This window comes from Leucobacter sp. OH1287 (genome assembly GCF_003859945.1).
Lineage (GTDB): Bacteria > Actinomycetota > Actinomycetes > Actinomycetales > Microbacteriaceae > Canibacter.
The window spans coordinates 1-19,311 of record NZ_RQYM01000015.1 but is presented as its reverse complement, the minus strand read 5'-3'; the positions used below and the strand labels follow the sequence as shown (position 1 = coordinate 19,311).

Below are 19,311 nucleotides of genomic sequence, written 5' to 3'. Positions count from 1 at the left end.
TAGTCCTCCTAGATGTTTTCAATCGCGCCGGTCTTACGCACCGTCAACAGGAACGTCAAAACAATAACGATAGGCACAACCGCGAAAGCAGCAGCAACAGGCGGGTTGAGGTTTATGTTTGAGGCAATAATCGTGCCAATGAGCTGGGTGGATCCGCCCACAAACTTCGCGGCCAGATAGTCACCGAGGCTCAGTGAGAAGGTGAAAATGGATCCGGCAATAATCGCCGGTTTTAATAGCGGGAGCACAACTGCGCCGATGGTTTTTAGACCCTTCGCGCCGAGGTCGCTTGACGCATCGAACAGGTTGTCTGGGATCTGGGCTGTTGCGGTGTAGACCGGGATGATCATGTACGGGAACCAGAGATAGACGAGTGCGACAACGGTTGCAAAAACCCCGTAGCCGGGGGAGTTGATGCCGAGCCACCCGAACGTCGAGTTGATGAATCCACTCTCGGAAAAGACGATTCTGATGGACAGGATTTTCACCAGATAGCCAGCCCAGAGCGGCAGTGTTATCAGCACAACCAGCAGGGAGCGTTGCCACACCGGCGCGAGTTTTGCCATGTAGATCGCCAGCGGGATCGCGAAGGCTATGCAAATAACTGTGACGGCTGCCGCGATGCCGATTGTTCTGAGGGTTGCCGCCAGATACGACGGCACCTGCACAATATCTAGGAAGTTGTTGAGCGTGAAACCCGGTTTAACCTTTGATGTGAAGGGGTCTGTGTGCCAGAACGCCGTGAGCAGCAACAGCACAATGGAAATAATGTAGATCACAATCAGCCAGGTCATTGGCAGGCTGAGCAGCGACAGTAGCCGACCGCGAGGGTGACGATATAAGGCAGTCGAGAACGGCTTAGTTGCTTTCATCTGGTTTGTCATTGGGGACTGTCCTTGTCTGATCAAGATTATGAGTGCCGCGGTGCGGGGGTGAGTGTGGATTACATCCCACCCCCGTACGGCAATTCAGCGGTTAGCCGCTAGTTTTTCACCGTTAGCCAGGCGCTTGTCCACTGCTGGAAGTTGGTGCACTTAACGTCCTTGCGGCCGTCAATGCACTGCTCAATCGGGGTTGTCCAGAACCACACCTTTTTGAAGTATTCCTCATCGGTTGCTTTAAACTCTTCGCAGTGTGCTCTCGCCTCGTCGTTCAGTTCACAGAAGGCGGCGTTTGCGGGAGCCATACCGAAGTTCATCGCAATCTGACCGTTCACATCCGGGCTGGAGGTGTAGTTCATCCAGGCGTAGGCGCAGTTGGGGTTCTTGGTTTTGGTTGCCAGCATCCAGGCGTCAGACCAGCCGGTTGCGCCCTCCTCCGGTAGGACGCCCTGCAGTTTGTCGTTGGCAGAGAGCTTCTTCAAAATCTCCCAGGAGGTGCCAACAACCGCGTCCCCGCCGTTAAACGCGGTGATCTGCGCGGTTGGGTCACTCCAGTAGTCGCCGATAATCTGGTTCTGCTGTTTCAGCAGATCAATTGCGGCGGCGAGCTGTGTCTCGTCAAGCGCGTACGGGTTCTTAATGCCGAGGTCTGGCTGGTGGTGCATCAGGTACACCGCGGCATCTGCGATGTAGATCGGTGCGTCATAGGCGAGGATCTTGCCTGCGTAGGGTGAGTCGCTCTCCCACACAACATCCCAGCTGGTCGGCGCCTCCGTCACCGCATCCGTGTTGTACTGCAGAATGTTTGCGCCGCGCCCGATTGGCACACCGTAGGACTTGCCGTTGAGGGTGTCATACACCTGACCCTTCATGCCCTCAACAATGTCGTCGCCGAAGTTTGGGATCAGATCCATGTTCAGCGGCTGCACATCACCGCCCACGATCAGGCGGAGGCTCGCGTCACCCGAGGCGGACACAAGGTCGTAGTTTCCGGTGCGCATCAGCTGCACCATCTCGTCCGAGGTGCCAGCGATTTTACGGTTAACCGTGCAGCCGGTCTCCGCCTCAAACTTGTCTGTCCAAGCTGGCTCAACAAAACCAGACCAGGCAACAATGTTTACCTCTTTTTCGTTGTCCCCGATTTTTTCAATCATCGGGATATCAGGCACCTCGATTTTAAGCTCACCGGAGGAGCTGTCGGATCCGCCCGAGCATCCCGAGAGCACCAGGGCAGCGGCCGCTGCCAGCGCTACGGCCGGCAGCATTTGCTTCTTTGAAATTTTCACTTCTTTACTCCTTTGTTTAGTGTTTTTATTGGTTGAATTATTGGAATCTAGCCGGGGATGGCGGTTGCGTGATCCGCCTCGAACTCGGCGGTAACGCGGTCTCCGCGCTGCGGGGTTTTGCTGCTGTCGGTTATCAGCTGCGTGTTTTGCACCTCGGCGATTAGGCGATGGTCATCGACGGTGTCGAGCAGATACCGGGTTGCGGGGCCCGCATAAACAACCTCTCGAACCGTTGCGGGCAGTGTGATCGTGTTATTGGTCACGGCCGCGGTTCGTGCGGTGGCGGCACCAGCGGGGTTTTGTGTGTGGATCCGGATCCGCTCGGGTCGCAGGCTGTGTGTGCCCTGCCTCCCGAGCAGCTGGTTGGAGAGAGTGTCGTCGAGCAGGTTGGTGATGCCGAGGAACTTTGCGACGAAGCTGGTTGTTGGCTTTTCGTAAACCTCGCGCGGTGTACCGATCTGCTCAATTTCGCCGTCCTTAAACACCGCGATGCGGTCGGACAGGGTTAGTGCCTCCTCCTGGTCGTGGGTGACGAACACGAAGGTGATTCCAACCTCGCGCTGGATCTGTTTCAGCTCAACCTGCATCTGTTCGCGCAGCTGTTTGTCCAGTGCGCCAAGTGGTTCATCAAGCAGTAGCACCTTGGGACGAAGAATCAGCGCGCGAGCCAGCGCGATCCGCTGCCGTTGACCGCCTGACAGCTGTGATGGGCGCCGCTCGGCGAGGTGGTCGAGTCTAACCTGCTCCAGTGCCTCAGTGACGAGCCGCTGCCGTTCGGCCTTTGGCACACGGTGCACTTTGAGGCCGTACTCGACGTTCTCGAAGATGGTCATGTGCGGGAACAGCGCGTAATCCTGGAATACGGTGTTCACCTCGCGGTCAAACGGGGGCAGTGAGGTGACGTCCTGGCCGTCGAGGAAGATGCTGCCGGATGTCGTGGGTTCAAATCCGGCGATCATTCTCAGCACCGTGGTTTTGCCGGATCCAGAGGGTCCGAGCATTGAGAAGAACTCGCCCTGCCTGATGGTTAGATCCAGGTTGTCGACGGCGGTGAAATCACCAAAGCTCTTGGTCACACCCTTAAGCTCAACAGCGTTAGCGGCTGTTTTAAGCAGTGAGGTGTGGGCGGTTTGCTTGCGGTCTCGGTGGGTTTCGTAGCCCAGACCACTCATTTCGTCTTTGCTGTCGGGTCTTGCCATGATAGCTCCTTAAATACGCAACGTCCTTGTCGGATAACGACCTGTCTATCTTAAACATATAACATACTATCTAAAATGATTAATTCGCAAGTCTAATCTCAAAATCGTTCTAGTCTCACCAAAAACACACTGTAATGACGGGTAAACTAGCTGATGAAACAATTAACTGGCCACTCTGACCTCAGGACTGGGATGCAGCAGCACTTGGAAACACCCGCGGCGACTCGGCTCCGTCACGCTGCGCTAGCGCCGCTCGGTGAAGAGGGGCGGGTAGAGCTGGTTGCTAGCAGGCTTATCCAAACCATCACAACCGGTGCTTTCGCTCAGGGCGAGAGACTCCCCGCCGAACAGGAACTCGCGGAGCTTTTAGGTGTCGCAATTATCACTGTCCGCGGGGCGCTGTCTCACCTTCGTCAGCGCGGCTACATCGAAACAAAGCGGGGTCGCGTGGGCGGCAGCTTTGTTAAGCCCAGTTATCAGCGGATCCTGGAGCTCAACGCCGCAGCGCTTAAGGACACGCCCCGCATCGCCCTGTCTGATCTCGGTATTCACTACGATGTCATCACAACTGCCTGCGGTGTTTATGCCTGCCGGCGAGCGACCACGACCGAGATTGACACTGTGCTGCAGGTGCTTGAGTCAATCAACAGCTCCGACCCGCAGGTTTGGCGGAGGCAAATAACCGATGTGCAGTTGGAAATCGCCGCGCTAAGCCAGTCTGTTCGCCTAACCAATGAGCACATTAACGTGCACACCGAGTGCCTGCCGTTCTTTAGCCTGCAGGACTCCGATCAAGACCGCCGAGAACAGACGCGGGCGAATCTGGTCAAGAAACTAGAGGCGATCCGCGGGGGAGACGAGTCGGCCGTTGCGGATGTTGTCCACACTGACAGTAAACAGACTATGCGGTGGTTGCTTGAACAGCAGAGTCTGCTAAAAAACGGGGGCTAGCACGGATCCGCCAGCGAAGTAACTTTTGCGCTCTGGCCACTTTGGCATATGCTAGACGGGAGATTAAGGGCGCTTATCACCGCAGGGATTGAACATAGGGGTTGGGATCTTAAAATGAACGCTAACGCAGCAGACGAGAAACAGTTGACGGCTGAGCTGAAGCGGTTGCTGGGTTCGATTGAATCGTTCTTTGAGGGCGGATTTAACAAGCTTGAGTTTTGGCTCCCTGACCTGTCTGCGGCTTTTCAGGAGAGCGTGCAGAACGGCCAAAAACTGAGCGGAAACCAGTTGGCGTCACTGGTGAAGGAGCGAGCAACCCAGCTGCTCAGTGACACCGAGGTTGATATTTACGGCGCCGGTTACTGCGGCAGCGAAGCGCTTGTTGCGGCGGGCAACCCGCTTGCATGGTGGCAGGGCGAAAACAAGACACAACTGGCAAGTTCCGCGTTCGGGCCAGGGCAGGTTGAGGTGGATATTAGACGCCTGGAGTGGTATCGGGTTCCCGCACAAACAGGTAACAGCCATATTGCCGGACCGTTCGTTGACTATCTGTGCTCAAACGAGATAACGCTGACGCTCTCAAAACCGCTGTTTATCGCGGACGAGTTTATGGGCGTTGCCTGTCTGGACGTGCTGCTTGAGACGGTTGAGCGGCACTTCTTGCCCGAGCTGCAGAAACACGTTGATCTGTCTCTGATTAACGAGAGCGGTAGGGTTGTTATCACCTCCGACCTTGAACTTGAAACAGGTGATAAACACCCGGTCAAAGCCTCCCCTGAGGGTGCCGGACAGTTCCGGGTGATCGCCTCGGAAACCTGCCCGTTCCTGTTGGTGCAGAGGCTAGCTACGAGCTAGATTACCTCGTGGATGGTGATTGCCCGTTACAGGTGAGGTTGCCGCGCGGCGAGCTAGATAACCTCGTCGCGGTTGAACGGATCCAGCGAGAAACCGCGTGACACAATGTCGGCGCTCCACGCTTTCGCGCTGTGCAGCGAGTGGTCACGGTAGTTGCCGCAGCTGAAGGCGTCGGTCCCAGGAACCGCATCCCAGGTGATGTTCTCGGCAATGTCGCGCAGGCTGTCGCGGATCGCCTCAGCAACCTGGCGCACGGTCGGCTCACCCCACACGATCAGGTGGAAGCCGGTGCGGCAACCGAACGGCGAAATGTCGATCACGCCGTTAAGTCGCGGGCGCAGCAGACCCGCAATTGTGTGCTCGATTGTGTGCAGGCCACCGGTCGGAATCTCCTGCTCGTTAGGCTGCACAAGCCGCACATCAAAGTTTGAGATAACGTCACCCTTCGGCCCGGTTTCGGTACCGATCAGCCGAATATACGGCGCTTTTACGGCGGTGTGATCGAGCGTGAAACTCTCTACCTCGGCAATCTCGACATCGGCCATCATAAACTCCAAACTGCTTGTTGGTTAAGGGGTGCTGTGTGTGGATCCGGCAGGCACCGAACCTTAGTCGGTTGCGGCACTAAGCTCCGCAGTGCGGTGGCTATTGGATCCGCCGCCACGGAACACAGCAGCAATAACTCTAGTCTAATAAACTCGCAAATAACCGGTAGGGTTGTTACTGATTGTTAAGACCCCGCCACCGAAGGGCGGGGACAGCATTAGACCGCGCCGCCGTTGGGCGGGGAGAACGAACCACCGTAAAGGACGCTCATGGGCACAAACGCCGCAGACCTAGCCGCAGACCAGCCAGCAAACCACGCCGCACCGAGTGAGGCGGGGGGAGCGGATCCGCTAGGCACCGCCGGGCAGCTGCTGGTGTTTGCGCACGGTGACGAGGCCAGCGCCTTCACCGATGTGCCGCACCTGGTTACGGGGGTTGGCAAGGTGGACGCGGCGACGGTGCTCGGCAAGGCGCTCGCCGATGCTAGGGAGGCGGGGCAGCCGATCAGGCGGGTAGTTGTGCTCGGCACCGCCGGCATTATCTCGGACGATCACGACCTTGACACGGTTGTGCAGATCACGGGCGCGGTGCAGCACGATATCAACGTCAGCAAGCCGCGGATCGCGATTGAGCCGGCCGTGCTCGATAAAACCGCGACGATCGCAACCGGTGACCAGTTTGTGACGAGTGATCAGCAGCGGATCGAGATTGCCGCCCTCGGGGCGAGCCTCGTCGACATGGAAATTTACGCCTACGCGGCGGTGTGCAAGGCTTACGGTGTGCCGCTTTACGTGTTTAAGATTCCGAGCGATTTTGCCGACAGCAGCACAACCGACCAGGAGTGGGACGAGATCGTGTTCCTGAAATCACGTCAGCTGAGGGAGTTCTTCAACAGCGAGCTGCCGCAGCTGCTCGGCAGCTAACTTCTGCAAACCCTCGCGGGGAGGAGTAAGCTAGCTTGTGCTATGCAAAAGTCTCTCCACCCCGAACCGCAAAAACCGCAAATGACCGGGCTACTGCTGTGCCTGCTGGGATTTATCAGCATGGCGGGGGCGCTGTCTGTTGACATGTATCTGCCGTCGTTCGGCAATATCGCGAGTGATCTTTCGGCGCACCCGTCGAGTGTGCAGCTGACGCTGACCGCGTTTATGGCGGGCGTCGGGATCGGGCAGTTGTTCCACGGGGTTGTCTCTGACCGGGTGGGTCGCCGTCGGGTTGTTGTGCCGGCTCTCGCGGTGTTCTTTGTTTCAACGCTCGCGATCGTGTTTGTGCCAAACATTGAACTGTTTATTGGTTTGCGCCTCGTACAGGGACTCTCTGCCGCAGCCGCCGTGGTGATTAGCCGCGCAATCGTGGTTGATATCAGCGACCCGAAAACCGCCGTGAAATCACTCAGCATGCTCGCGATGGTTAGCTCGCTCGGCCCGCTGATCGCACCTTTAATTGGTGGACCAATCGCCGCCGTCGCCAACTGGCGCGCCGTCCTGGTTGCCCTCACCGTGATTGCGGCGACCATGTTTGTTGCCGTGCTGTTGCTGCTGCCCGAGAGCCTGCTGCCGGAAAACCGCCAGCGCGGCCCGATTCTTAACGCCTACAAACCACTTTTGCAGCTGCTAAAACAGCCGCGCTACACCGCGTTTATTCTGGTTTTCGCGCTCAGTTTCGGCGGCCTGATGAGCTACATTTCGGCATCCTCATTTGTTGCGCAGAGCATGCTCAGGGCTAACGAGCTGCAGTACGCGATCGGGTTCGCGATCAGCGCCGCCGCCATCCTGATCGGCAACCTTATCAACTCGCGGATCGCGCCGCGCGTCGGGCCATTTAAGATGCTGGTGATTGGATCCGCCATCGCACTAACCGCGGTCGCCCTGCTGGTGCTGCAGACCGCCCTCGGGGTGCTGTCCGTGGTTAGTTTTGTGGCCAACGCTTTCCTGCTCGTGTTCGGAAACAGTTTCGTCGGCTCGAACGCTTCGGCGCTCGCGCTCGCCGAAACAAAGCCCTACAATCGTGGATCCGGTGCCGCGCTGATGGGGTCGCTGCAGCTGCTGATCGGTGCTTCTATAACGCCGCTGGTTGGACTCGGCGGTGAGCACACGGCGGTGCCGATGCTGATCTGTCTCGCCGCCTGCGCGCTCGCGTCGTTCGGGTGTGCGCTGTACGGATCCCGCCAGCCCCGAGGTTAAACTTGCCAGCGGGCCCGCCCTCGTAGGGCAGCCTGCGACGCCGGGAAAATCCGCTGCCGCTGGCCGCGGCTAAACCTGCCAGCTGCTCGCGCTCTTGCTGGCCGCGACAAAGTCGGAGAAGATGCCGGGGCGGGAGACCAGCTCCTCGTAGGTGCCGATCTCGCCGACGGTTGCCGGAGCACCGTTCAGGCCCGGTTTCAGCACCACGATTTTGTCCGCGTCGCGGATTGTGCTGAGCCGGTGCGCAACCACGATAACCGTGCGGCCGCGGCTGAGCTCCTGCATAACCTCGGTGATAGCCGCCTCATTCTCGCTGTCGAGCGCGGAGGTGATCTCGTCCAGCAGCAGGATCGGTGCGTCCTTAATGAAGGCGCGCGCGATCGCAACCCTCTGCCGTTCACCGCCGGACAGTTTCAGTCCGCCGTGCCCAACCTTGGTGTCCCAGCCGTCGGGCAGCTTCTCGATCACACTGTCGAGGCGCGACAGTCTCGCGGCCCGGTCAAGCTCGTCATCGGTCGCCTCGGGTTTCGCCATGCGCACGTTTTCGCGGATGGTTGTGTCAAACAGGTAAACCTCCTGGAACACCATTGCGATCTTACCCATCAGCGCCTCCGGGTCGAACTCCCGCACGTCAATCGCCGCGCCGCCCGCGCCTGCGGCAGTGCCCGCGCCGCCGCCCGGGCCAGCAGCGCCGCCGATTGTGACGGATCCGCTGTCGACATCCCAGAAACGCGCTGCGAGCCGCAGCAGCGTTGATTTTCCGGTGCCGGATCCACCCACCAGCGCGGTTATTTTGCCCGGCTCGGCAACGAAGTCAATGTTTGTAAGCACCGGCCGCTCGGGGTTATAGCCGAAGCTGATGTTGTTGAAGCTGATCGCGGTGCCGGTTATCTCGGTGACCGGGTTTGCGGCGATCGGCAGCGGATCCGCGTCCAGCACCTCGTGCACCTGGTCGAGTGCGTTGTTTGCTTTGTGCAGCTCGTCAGAGTAGACAACCGAGCTTGACAGCGGCTGTGTGATGCGGATCGCGATAACCGCCGCGGCGAGGTACACCGGCACGTCGATGCGGCCGGTGTTGATCAGCCAGTAGCCGGTTATCAGGGTTGCGGCGAGCATCACGTCAACGATCAGGGTGTAGAGCAGAATCGGGCGACCCTTTGCGCGCATACTCGAGAGCAGCGCGTGGTTCTCGGCTGCCAGCGCGTTCTTTAGTGGCTCCCAACCTGCGCGGGTGACACCGCTCGCGCGCAGCACCGGCTGCAGTTTCGCAAACTCGATCAGCTTTCCCGCCGAGGCTGTTGCCGCTTTCGCCTCCACCTGGTCGGCGGCGACGCTGTTGCGTGCCATAAACTTCCAGCCGAGGTAGAGCAGCGGCACCGCGATAACCATCACCAGGCTGAGTCGCCAGTCGACAAACAGCAGCGAGATAATCAGCACGCTCGGCACAATAAACTGGCTGGTGAGCGCGGGCAGCAGAATCGGCGCGACGTGCGAGAGCGAGTTAATCTCGCGCGACATAATTGTCGCCAAAAGCGCCTCGCGGCGGGCAGTGAACCAGCCGAGCGGCAGTTTCAGTGCGTGACCGGCAACCTCCCGAATCATGTTGTCGCTCACCGAGTAAACGCTCACCTTGTTGGCGAACATTGAAACCCAGCTGGAGAACACGAAGGTTATCAGGCCCATAACACAGATCAGCACGGTCAGCGGCAGCAGGCTCTCACGCTCGGCTGACCCCTCCGGGCTCATAAACGCGCGCAAGAACGGCAGCAGCATCGCCAGCGTCACACCCTCAAACAGTGCCACAATGCTGAGCATAATGGTCAGCCAGCGCAGCTGTTTTGAGCCGGTTATTGCCTCAAGTTTGCGTAGCATCCTATTTCACCTCACCGTTCTGTTTGCGCCACATGCCCGCGTAAACACCGTCAAGCGCGAGCAGCTCTGTGTGCGTCCCCGCCTCTGCGACAGTGCCGTCGGCAACCACCACGATTTTGTTTGCTGAGGCGATGGTCGCCAGGCGGTGCGCGATAATAAACACCGTGCGACCCCTGCTCAACCCGGTTAGTGCGCGGTGAATATCGTGCTCCGATTGCGGATCCGTGCTCGCCGTTGCTTCGTCGAGGATGAGAATCGGGGTGTTGCGCAGATAGGCCCTGGCGATTGTGATCCGCTGCATCTCACCGCCGGACAGGAAGCCGTCTTTATCACCGATCACGGTGTCGTAACCGTTTGGGAGTCGGGTGATTCGATCGTGAATCTGGGCTGCTTTGGCGGCCGCAACAATGTCGTCTTGTGAGGCGTTTTTGACGCCGACGGAGATGTTGTTTGCGACGGTGTCGTGTGACAGCGCAATGTCCTGGAAGACGATGCTGATCTGCTGCAGCAGCCACTCCTGGTCGAGCTCGCGCACGTCTTTGCCGCAGACACGGACGACGCCGGAGTCCACGTCGTAGAATCTCGCAGCCAACCTCGCTAGCGTGGTCTTACCGCCGCCGCTCGGGCCAACCAGCGCGGTTACCTGGTTCGCCTCGGCGGTGAAGCTGGCGTTGTGGATCACCGGGTTGTTGGGCTGGTAGCCGAAGCTGACGTTCTCGAAACTGATCGCCGCGGGCTGGTCACTCGACTCGCTGCCGTTAACCAGGTCGGGCTGGGAGAGCAGCGCCGCGGTTGCGGCGGCCGCCTGCTCAGACTCGTAGATGTGCTGCATCAGTGTCACAAGCGTCGCAAGCCCCGAGGGCAGGCCGATTCCGATCATAAAGAACGGCAGAACGTGGGGGATATCGGTCCAGCCGTTAACCAGGAACAGCACTGCCAGCGGGGTCAGTGTAGCGATCACAACACCGGGTTTCAGGAACGAGAAGATCAGCGCAATCGACTTCGAGGTTGCGCGCATCCACTCGTAGGAAACATCGGCGAGATCGGTGCGGGCGCTGTCAAACTCGGTGCGGGCAGCGTCAGCCGCCTGGAAGTTTTTAATCTCTTTGATACCCTCGAACATTTCAACAACCGAGCTGGAGAGCCTGGTTTGGGCGTCGCGATACTCCTCAACCCGCTTGCCGTAGTCACTGAACGAGGTGAAGCCGACAACCACGCCAAACACTGTCCAGACAGCGAGCATTGCGAGAGCCAGCTTCCAGTCAGCCCAGAACAGCACCGCGAGGCCGCCGAGCAGTGACACAACCGCGTTAGCGGCATCACCGGCGACGTGGGCGACGAGTGTGTGAATGCTGCTCGTCTCGTCCACAACGGTTTTGCGCAGCGCCCCGGCGGAGGTGTTTTCTACCCGTCCGAGAGGGATTTTGCCAAGCTTATCAACGATCTGTTTGCGCAGTGTGTAGCGCAGTTTCGCCTCAACCAGGTGCGAAACCTGCAGGCCCATACCGTAGAGCAGCACGTACAGCACGGTGGCAACAATCGCGACAATGATCCAGGGCAGCAGCTCCCCGGTGGATCCGCCAGCCAACCAGATAACCGCGATCTGCACGAGCGCGATATAGGGGACGAGGGAGCACAGGGCCCCGAGGGAGGTTAAGATCGCACTCAACACCATGCCGGGTTTTGCTGGCGCGATCAGCGTTTTGATGGTTATCGGCTGTGCTGTTTCGGCGCCCACGGTGTTGCCCGCTGCGGCCGAGGTGTTCTTGCCAGCCGTTGGTTCTGCGGTGCCCGCGGTGCCCGCTGTTTCTGATGCCATACTGAGCCTCCGTCTCAGGTTGCGTCTGGTCTGATGATCCTATGACAGGGTTAACTTTACTCCTGTTCGCTCTTTTTTGATACCCCTAGTCTCGGGTTACTGATCCCAACTGTTGTACTTCCTGTTTTGGCAGTAATCAGCAGTAGCAGCTAAGACAGTTAGAGCAGCCGCCTGGTTAAAGTTGCTTGCTAGTCAAAATGGAACGTGCACTGGTTAACAGTAGGCAACACCTTTTTGCTGCTAGATTCAGTTGAATCTATAAGTGCAAACTGTCTTTTGCTTCTGGTAGTGTGAGAAAGTCTATCTCCCTGTTTAAACGTGTTTAGCACCTTTTTGCAGCTCCCCCTATACTTATTTCTTCGCGGCCGACTGAGAAAAACTGAAAAGGCATATCCAATGAGTGAGAACCATTCAAAATCGCGCTACTCTCGCGTGACCCGACACCTCGCAAAGGGCTCTATAGCGAGCACGGTTGCGATCGGCCTGGTCATCGCCGGTGCGCCAGTATCCGCGCCCCTCGCGGCCTAGACTGTGCAGAACGTGGGCGAAACCCTCGGCATCTCACTCTCCGCCAAAACCGGAACCCCGGACTTTGACAGCACCAGCGGACCCGGCAAAGACACCTCGGCGGATGACCTGGTGATCCGCACTAACGACCTCATCGAGTACAACATCAGCGTCGTGGCCAACGGTGGCACCGCCGAAAAACCGGTTGTGACGCTGACACTGCCCCAGGGTCAGGAGGTGCGAGATGTACCCGCCTGGTGTGATGACGCCTCGGGCGCCGACGCAAAACCTAGCCCGCTGCTGCCAGCACCGGCTGTGCCGCTGACCAACACCAGCTGGCAGAGCCTGCCAACTCAGACTCTCACCTGCCACATTCCCGATATGGCGAGCAACGTAACCCAGGTTTTGACGGTGCCGGTGTGGCAGCGCTCCGAGGTGCCAAACGGCACAACGGTGCCAACCGCGGTTGCAACAATTAATTCGCAGGCCGCGCCGAATCCGGTGTCAAGCACCGAGAATCTGTCAATGACCGTTTCCGCGGCACCAAAGTGGGATGTCCGCAAGAACGGCATCGGCATTGAGGAGAACAAGGGTTACTCCTACCAGAACTTCCGCGCCTGCTCGTGGGATACGAGCCGAAAGTGTCACCTCCGCAGCTACAGCATCCTGGTTGGCGCGGCCGCGGGCGGTAAGGGCCTTGCGCCGTTCACCGGTGATGTGACATTCCAGGACGATCTCACCCCCGAAAAATTCTTTGGTGCGGACGTTGTAAACAGCGCCGCTTGGAAGGCAGCGGGTGCTGACGCGGTTAACAAGTACGCGCCGCGACTCGTTGGCTGTGAAACCCGCCCACGCTTCCACATGTCACCGGGCAACAACACCGGCGACCTCACCGAGTCGGTGCGCAACAGCGGCACCGTCAGCTGCGAGCAGCCAGAGCCCGGCAAAGCGGCAAAGGTGACCATCTCAAACGCGGACTGGTCGCTCTACACCTACCCGGACAAGGTCTCCGCGCCAGCAGCCCGACCGGTGATTCCGGACAACACAGCCTACGCGGTCTCCAGCATAATCAACGTTGAAGTGCCTGTTGACGCGATCACCGACCTTGGCGTGAAGGTCAACACAACAACAAGCCTGAAGATCCGCAACGAGTTTACGAACCTGCAGGGTAATGGCCTCGACGGCACACCGCAGCAGGCGGGGCGGATCCGTTAGGAAACAACTATCTTGAGGCAACCCCGGTGGTTAGCGCCCCGGGCGGCTTCACCAAGTTCTATGGTGGTGTCGGCGGTGCTGAGGGTAACGTGCCAGCAGCCCAGTTCATGCCTGGCGATTCGCAGGTTGATGGCCCTCCCGGCTCAACCATTCGGCGCTCCGGTCACAATGTTGCTGGGCCAGGCCAGACAGTCACCTCGGTGCTGCTGCTGGTTGGATCCGGTATCGCCAACTCCGCGCCCGGTCAGGCGCTGCTCTGTGATGCCTGGGACAATAATAAGCTGAACCTGCACGCTGGCAACTGGGGTAAGGGCAGCCGTTCGGGCCAGAAGTTCCCTTCAAACGGTAAGGCTGTGTGGCTGAGCGGCAGCACCTACATTGATAAGGATCCGACCTACACCGTTGAATACTCCGGTGACTCAACCACCGCGGGTGGCGGAGCCGGATCCACCTGTAAAGACGGAACCTGGTACGATGACCCGGCGAAGGTTCCCGGCAACGACCCGGAGCTGGCAAAACAGGGTATCTACACCGGTGTTAGCCATGTGCGCATCTACACCTCGATTGAGGAACCAACAGCTACCGCGCAGAGCCTGGTCTACCAGTTCTACTCGATTGCACTGCGGGTTAAGCCGGGGCAGCAGTCGGGAGACATCCTGCCCAACTGGGCGAGCGCGGTCTATCGCTACAACGCTAAACCGACCAAGGATGAGCTGCTCGCGCTAAACAATCCCGGTTCGCACTACAACCCCGAAAACCACAGCGGCAGCAACGGCGACCGGATGCTCTACTCGCCAGCCTTATACGCGTGAGCAAACAGGTCTCTGTGAAGGGCGGAGGCTTTGCCAGCAGTGGAGTTGCAAGCCCCGGCGACAAAGTCACCTGGAAGGTTTCCCCGATCCTGTCATCGGCAGCTGTTGCTGAGGACGTGCTCAAGCAGCCTGTCTATGTTGAGGACTGCCTGCCAGCAGGCATAGTCTTTGACAGCGCGAGCGTTAACCCGGCGATTGCGCAGCCAGCGCCCGCGCCGGCCGGATTCGAGATTAAGTGTGGCAGCGGAACCTACCTGAGATTTAACCTTGGGGAGCGGAAGCCGAACGCGGCAATCGAGCCGATTGAGATTAACACCCACGTTTCGGCGGTTGCTGGATCCGGCACCTACCGGAACACGGTAGTCACCCAGACGGATCCGCTAGACCCGTCACCGGTTGACCAGCGCACCGCAGCCGCGCAGATCACCGTCTCACAGATCGCCGGAATCAAACTGGAGAAGCAGGCGCTGACACCGGTTGTGCAGGTGAACCCGGAGGGTAGCCAGCAGAAACAGCGGAATGTTTGGCAGCTCGACTTTATTAACCTGAACGCGCCAAACGCGGTTAGTGAGGCGGACGTGATTGACGTGCTGCCGACAAAAACCGGTGTTAACGGTTCGAAGTTTGCGGGCACCATGAGCTTTGAGAAGGTTGACCTGCTCGCTGGCGACAACGTCACAATTCTCTACACCAAGGCAGACAAGGTGGAGAGCAGTCCGACCGCCGCCTCCAACGGGGACAGCGGAATCGCCTGGTGTAGTGCGCCCGCGGGCGGAACCGTGGTGAAGGGAACCGGCGCCTGCCCAAGCTCGGCTGCCGAGGTAACAGGTCTACGCTTTACACGCCCGGGAGTCTTTGGCAACCAGGATCAGATCTCCGCCAAGATTACGATGGTTGCCGAGGGTAACAAAGACGGTGACCTCTACGTTAACCGTACCGAGGCGCGCGCATCGGGACTGATGTTCAACGTTGGTCCGGTCGACTCGCGTGAGCTCGCCAACGCGGCAAGCCTCGGCGACAAAGTCTGGGTTGACGCCAACGGTAACGGTCAGCAGGACAGTGGTGAAAAACCGCTCGCGAAGTTCCCGATTAAACTGACCGGAACCGACGATCTGGGTAACCAGGTGAGCCTAAACACCGAGACCAACAAGGACGGCGAATACTCCTTCGCCGGTCTGCGCTCCGGCACCTACACTGTCACCTTCGACCCGGCCGGTCTGAAAACCGGGATGGCGTTCACCGCGAAACAAGCGGTTGGTGACACCGCCGCCGACTCAGATGGTGACCCGGCAAGCGGCGCAACCGACCCGATTGTGCTCGGGGTTGCGCAGAAACGCACCGATATTGACCAGGGTGTAACCTACAACACCGCTCGCATCGGCGACACCGTGTGGCTCGACAAGAACGGCAACGGTCTGCAGGATAGCGGCGAAGAGGGAGTTGACGGCTTTAAGGTTAAACTCACCGGAACCGATATATTTGGTGAGACTGTTGAGCTTGAAACAACAACCGCAAATGGTGGAAAATACGGCTTCGAGGGGCTCGTCCCTGGCAACTACCGGGTAACCTTCGACCCGACATCACTGCCCGCAGGCCACAGCTTTGTTGCCAAGGGTGACGGCCAGAACAGCGACAAGGACTCAGACGGTGACCCAACCACCGGTGAAACCGCTGCCTTCGACCTCGCCTCCGGTCAGGTAATCAACAACATCGACCAGGGCATTGCCGCGAACCCGGGTTCGATCGGTGACTATGTTTGGCTCGACAAGAACTTCGACGGTGTGCAAAACGACACCGACGAACCGCTGGCAAACATTCGGGTGATACTCACCGGCACCGACGACTACGGCAACCAGGTGCAGAAGGAAACCAAAACCTCCGATCAGGGCCGTTAACTGTTTGATGGTCTGCTGCCGGGCAAATACGTTGTCACCTTCGACAAGAGCACCCTGCCTGACGGTCACGAGCTCGTGGCGAAGGGGCAGGGCGACAACGCTGAGACAGATTCCGATGCGGATCCACAAACCGGCAAAACCACTGAGCTCACCCTCGCAGCGGGTGCGCAGTTGCTCGGGATTGACCAGGGTGTGAGCGTTAAGCGAGGCGAGGTTGGAGACCTGTTCTGGAACGACGAGAACTACAACGGCGTCTATGATGAGGGCGTTGATTTTGGTGTGCGGGCGAACGGCGAGATCAAGTTGATCGGTGTCGACGTCTACGGCAACCAGGTTGAGCTGACAACCAACACTGACGGCGTTGGTAAATACCTGTTCACGAACGTGGTGCCGGGCAAGTACCGGGTGCAGTTCCCTGACTACAGCAGCCACCCACAGAGCTACATGGTTGCTAAGGGCGTCGGAGATAATCCACGGGTTGATTCCGATGCGGATCCAAAAAACGGCCTGACCGACGAGTTCACCCTCGCCCCGGGTGAGAAGAACCACACAATTGACGCAGGTGTTGCGGACAAGCGCGGCAGCATCGGCGACCGCGTGTGGGTCGACGTTAACGAGAACGGTTTGCAGGACGATGGCGAGCCGGGTGTTGAGGGCGTGAAGGTAAAACTGCGCGGAGTAGTTAACAGAACATCCGAGGTGGTTGAGCTGGAAACCGAGACCAACGACCAGGGCATCTACCTGTTTAAGGATCTGAGAGAGGGTATTTACAGCGTAACCTTCGACAAAACAACACTGCCAGCAGGCTACGACCCGGTTGAGAAGCAGATCGGCGGCGACGGTGCAATTGATTCGGATGCGGATCCACAAACCGGTAAAACCGCTGAGGTACACCTCTCATTTGGGGATGAAAACCTTACTCTGGACATGGGTATTAAGGTGAGAAAAGCAACCGTGGGTGACTTCGTTTGGTTCGATAAGAACCTCAACGGGGTACAGGATAAAGGCGAGGATCCGGTGCCCAACTTCAAGGTGACCCTCACTGGCACCGATATCTACGGTCGGGACGTTGCCGTTGAGACAACCACCCGTGACGACGGTAAGTACCTGTTTAGCGGCGTCACACCGGGCAACTATCAGGTCGCCTTTGACCCGGCAAGTATCCCAGCTGGTTACCGTTTCGCGCCGAAACACCAGGGCGATGACCGCGATGCGGACTCAGACGGTGACCCGGCAACGGGCGTAACCACCAAGTTCACACTCGCGCCAGAGCAGAACTATCTGCGAGTGGATCAGGGTCTGCAGCTGTTGCTCAGCAGTATCGGTGATCGGGTTTGGATCGACAAGAACTATAACGGTGTGCAGGATACTGGCGAAGAGCCAGCAGCCAAGGTGCGCGTTATGCTGACCGGAACCGATGTTTACGGCAACGCCGTCACCAGGGAGACCGAGACCGATACAAACGGTAACTACTTGTTTGCGGGTGTTGCGCCGGGTAAGTACGTTGTCACCTTCGATAGGTCAACACTCCCAGCCGGTTACGAGTTAGTTGCTCCGGGCCGTGGCGATGATCGTGCGAAGGACTCTGACGGCGACGCTGAAACCGGTGCAACTCCTGAGTTTGAGCTTGCCGCAGGTGAAGCTAAAACTGACATTGACCAGGGCATCCAGCTGCAGCTTGGCAGCGTTGGCAATAAGATTTGGGACGATGCCAACTATGACGGTGTGCAGGGTGACGATGAGAAACCTGTTGCGGGCGTAAAGGTGAAGCTCACGGGAACCGATGTTTACGGCAACAAGGTAGAGGCAGAGACCACAACCGATGAGAAAGGTAACTACGAGATCGACGGCCTCGTGCCCGGAAAATATGTTGTCACCTTTGATAAAACAACACTGCCTGCTGGCTACGAGTTTGTGCCTGCCGGCGTGGGTGACGATCGTGAGAAAGATTCTGACGGGGATCCACTAACCGGTAAAACCACTGAGTTTGAGATAATCGCTGGCCAGAGTCGAACCGACATTGATCAGGGCGTTCGCCTGCGACTCGGTGAGATCGGTGACCGTGTCTGGCTTGACACTAACGGCAATGGCGTGCAGGACGAGGGCGAGAAACCAGTTAGTGATTTCAAGGTGGCGCTTACCGGAACCGATGTCTATGGCAACCAGGTTGAACGTGAGACAAAGACCAACGAGAACGGTGAATACCTGTTTGACGGGGTTGTTCCCGGCAAATACGCGGTCACCTTCGATCCAGCTGGCCTCCCAGCTGGTCACCGTTTCGTCGCGCAGGGTGCCGGAGATGACCGTGAAAAGGACTCAGACGGTGACGCTCAAACCGGTGCAACAGTTGAGATAACCCTAGAGCCGGGCGCTGAAATCCGCAGCATCGACCAGGGCATCGAAGCGATCCCAGCGGATCCGACAGTCCCGGTTGATCCCGCAAAACCAACCGACCCAGCAAAACCGGGTGAGCCTGCTAAGCCGGTCGACCCCGTTAAACCGGGTGACCAGCCAAAGCAGCGCCTGGTTGTCACTGGTGGTGCGGATCCGCTGCTGCCGCTCGGGGGAGCAGCCGCTGCGCTGCTGCTCGCTGCCGTACTGCTGGTTGGTGCAAAGCTGCAGCGCCTCCGGGCCAGCTAGTGAAATATCTTAGGGGAGACTGCCTTGCATAGTGACCTGTCGCCGGTTGAACACGCTATTAAAACAGCTGACGGCCGGCGATTGGTCTACTATACGCTAGGAGACTCCCCGCGACTTGTTGTTTGCGAAGCTGGCTTGGGCATGAGTGCACTCTACTGGGTTCCAGTGATGCAGCAGCTTGCAAAACACTGCCGGGTTGTTGCATACGATCGCGCAGGTATTGGATCTAGCAGTCCCGATCAAAACCGTCGTGATCTCACTCGACTTGCCAGTGACCTGGGGGAGATAGTTAGCTCCCAGACATACGAGGAACTGGTGCTCGTGGGGCACAGCTGGGGTGCACCTGTTGTTCGTACCTACGTGAAGCACAACCGAAGCTCGGTACAGAATCTCATGGGAATGGTGCTGGTTGATCCAATCGTTGAACAGCTGCTGCCGCATTTTAAACCCCTGCCGCTAGCGCTGCAGCGTTCACTGTTTGTTCCGCTAGCCCGTCTCAAACTGTTAGCGAGAGTGTTGAAGCCAACTGTTCGGGGGCTTCCAGACGATGTTATGAAAAAGCGGGGTAAGTGGACAAAATGTGTGGCATTTCTCGCCTAGTCCCAATCAAGCCGGTACGGGTCAGAGGTATGCAGCTCATGCCACATAAC

At 58.4% G+C, this 19,311-nt stretch carries 15 protein-coding genes and 1 pseudogene; 10 read left to right on the top strand and 6 right to left on the bottom strand.

Annotation, left to right across the window (positions count from 1 at the left end; all coding sequences use genetic code 11):
- Positions 1–8: 8 nt before the first annotated feature.
- The 3 genes from EII30_RS07855 to EII30_RS07845 form a co-directional block, all read right to left on the bottom strand.
- Positions 9–884, bottom strand: a complete 876-nt coding sequence (locus EII30_RS07855) for an ABC transporter permease (protein WP_124886785.1) — start codon at positions 882–884, stop codon at positions 9–11.
- A gap of 98 nt (positions 885–982) precedes the next feature.
- Positions 983–2,161 (bottom strand): extracellular solute-binding protein, encoded by a 1,179-nt coding sequence (locus tag EII30_RS07850; protein WP_233569455.1) that lies wholly within the window; start codon positions 2,159–2,161, stop codon positions 983–985.
- A 53-nt stretch (positions 2,162–2,214) separates the two neighbouring features.
- Entirely contained in the window at positions 2,215–3,366 is a 1,152-nt protein-coding gene (locus EII30_RS07845; protein ID WP_233569453.1) for an ABC transporter ATP-binding protein, read from the bottom strand.
- Between the two features lie 192 nt (positions 3,367–3,558).
- Between EII30_RS07845 and EII30_RS07840 the strand changes: the two genes are divergently transcribed.
- Positions 3,559–4,317 (top strand): FadR/GntR family transcriptional regulator, encoded by a 759-nt coding sequence (locus tag EII30_RS07840; RefSeq protein ID WP_158608689.1) that lies wholly within the window; start codon positions 3,559–3,561, stop codon positions 4,315–4,317.
- A gap of 114 nt (positions 4,318–4,431) precedes the next feature.
- Positions 4,432–5,172 (top strand): cache domain-containing protein, encoded by a 741-nt coding sequence (locus EII30_RS07835; RefSeq protein ID WP_124886783.1) that lies wholly within the window; start codon positions 4,432–4,434, stop codon positions 5,170–5,172.
- Positions 5,173–5,225: 53 nt separating this feature from the next.
- Here EII30_RS07835 and EII30_RS07830 read toward each other — a convergent pair whose 3' ends face one another.
- Complete coding sequence (locus EII30_RS07830; RefSeq protein ID WP_199731598.1) at positions 5,226–5,717, bottom strand: S-ribosylhomocysteine lyase; 492 nt, start codon at positions 5,715–5,717, stop codon at positions 5,226–5,228.
- Between the two features lie 270 nt (positions 5,718–5,987).
- Between EII30_RS07830 and EII30_RS07825 the strand changes: the two genes are divergently transcribed.
- On the top strand, positions 5,988–6,641 hold the full coding sequence (locus EII30_RS07825) for a purine-nucleoside phosphorylase (RefSeq protein ID WP_124886782.1): 654 nt from the start codon (positions 5,988–5,990) through the stop codon (positions 6,639–6,641).
- An 81-nt stretch (positions 6,642–6,722) separates the two neighbouring features.
- Complete coding sequence (locus EII30_RS07820; protein WP_158608688.1) at positions 6,723–7,901, top strand: Bcr/CflA family efflux MFS transporter; 1,179 nt, start codon at positions 6,723–6,725, stop codon at positions 7,899–7,901.
- Between the two features lie 69 nt (positions 7,902–7,970).
- Here EII30_RS07820 and EII30_RS07815 read toward each other — a convergent pair whose 3' ends face one another.
- Both EII30_RS07815 and EII30_RS07810 read right to left on the bottom strand, forming a co-directional pair.
- Positions 7,971–9,773, bottom strand: a complete 1,803-nt coding sequence (locus EII30_RS07815; protein WP_124886780.1) for an ABC transporter ATP-binding protein — start codon at positions 9,771–9,773, stop codon at positions 7,971–7,973.
- A gap of 1 nt (position 9,774) precedes the next feature.
- Positions 9,775–11,592, bottom strand: a complete 1,818-nt coding sequence (locus tag EII30_RS07810) for an ABC transporter ATP-binding protein (RefSeq protein WP_124886779.1) — start codon at positions 11,590–11,592, stop codon at positions 9,775–9,777.
- A gap of 396 nt (positions 11,593–11,988) precedes the next feature.
- Here EII30_RS07810 and EII30_RS09105 point away from each other — a divergent pair, with 396 nt between their 5' ends.
- The 6 genes and pseudogenes from EII30_RS09105 (at position 11,989) to EII30_RS07785 (ending at position 19,261) form a co-directional block, all read left to right on the top strand.
- Complete coding sequence (locus EII30_RS09105) at positions 11,989–12,120, top strand: hypothetical protein (protein ID WP_255409822.1); 132 nt, start codon at positions 11,989–11,991, stop codon at positions 12,118–12,120.
- 12 nt (positions 12,121–12,132) lie between these two features.
- Complete coding sequence (locus EII30_RS07805; RefSeq protein WP_124886778.1) at positions 12,133–13,314, top strand: hypothetical protein; 1,182 nt, start codon at positions 12,133–12,135, stop codon at positions 13,312–13,314.
- 26 nt (positions 13,315–13,340) lie between these two features.
- Positions 13,341–14,126: a hypothetical protein gene (locus EII30_RS07800; RefSeq protein WP_124886777.1), complete on the top strand. Its 786-nt coding sequence runs from the start codon at positions 13,341–13,343 to the stop codon at positions 14,124–14,126.
- A gap of 635 nt (positions 14,127–14,761) precedes the next feature.
- Positions 14,762–16,945: pseudogene (locus tag EII30_RS09190) on the top strand (SdrD B-like domain-containing protein); the annotation flags it as partial.
- Positions 16,946–16,948: 3 nt separating this feature from the next.
- Complete coding sequence (locus EII30_RS07790; RefSeq protein WP_370267066.1) at positions 16,949–18,661, top strand: SdrD B-like domain-containing protein; 1,713 nt, start codon at positions 16,949–16,951, stop codon at positions 18,659–18,661.
- Positions 18,662–18,685: 24 nt separating this feature from the next.
- Positions 18,686–19,261, top strand: coding sequence for an alpha/beta fold hydrolase (locus EII30_RS07785; protein ID WP_370267060.1), 576 nt, complete (start codon positions 18,686–18,688; stop codon positions 19,259–19,261).
- The last annotated feature ends 50 nt before the right edge of the window (positions 19,262–19,311 follow it).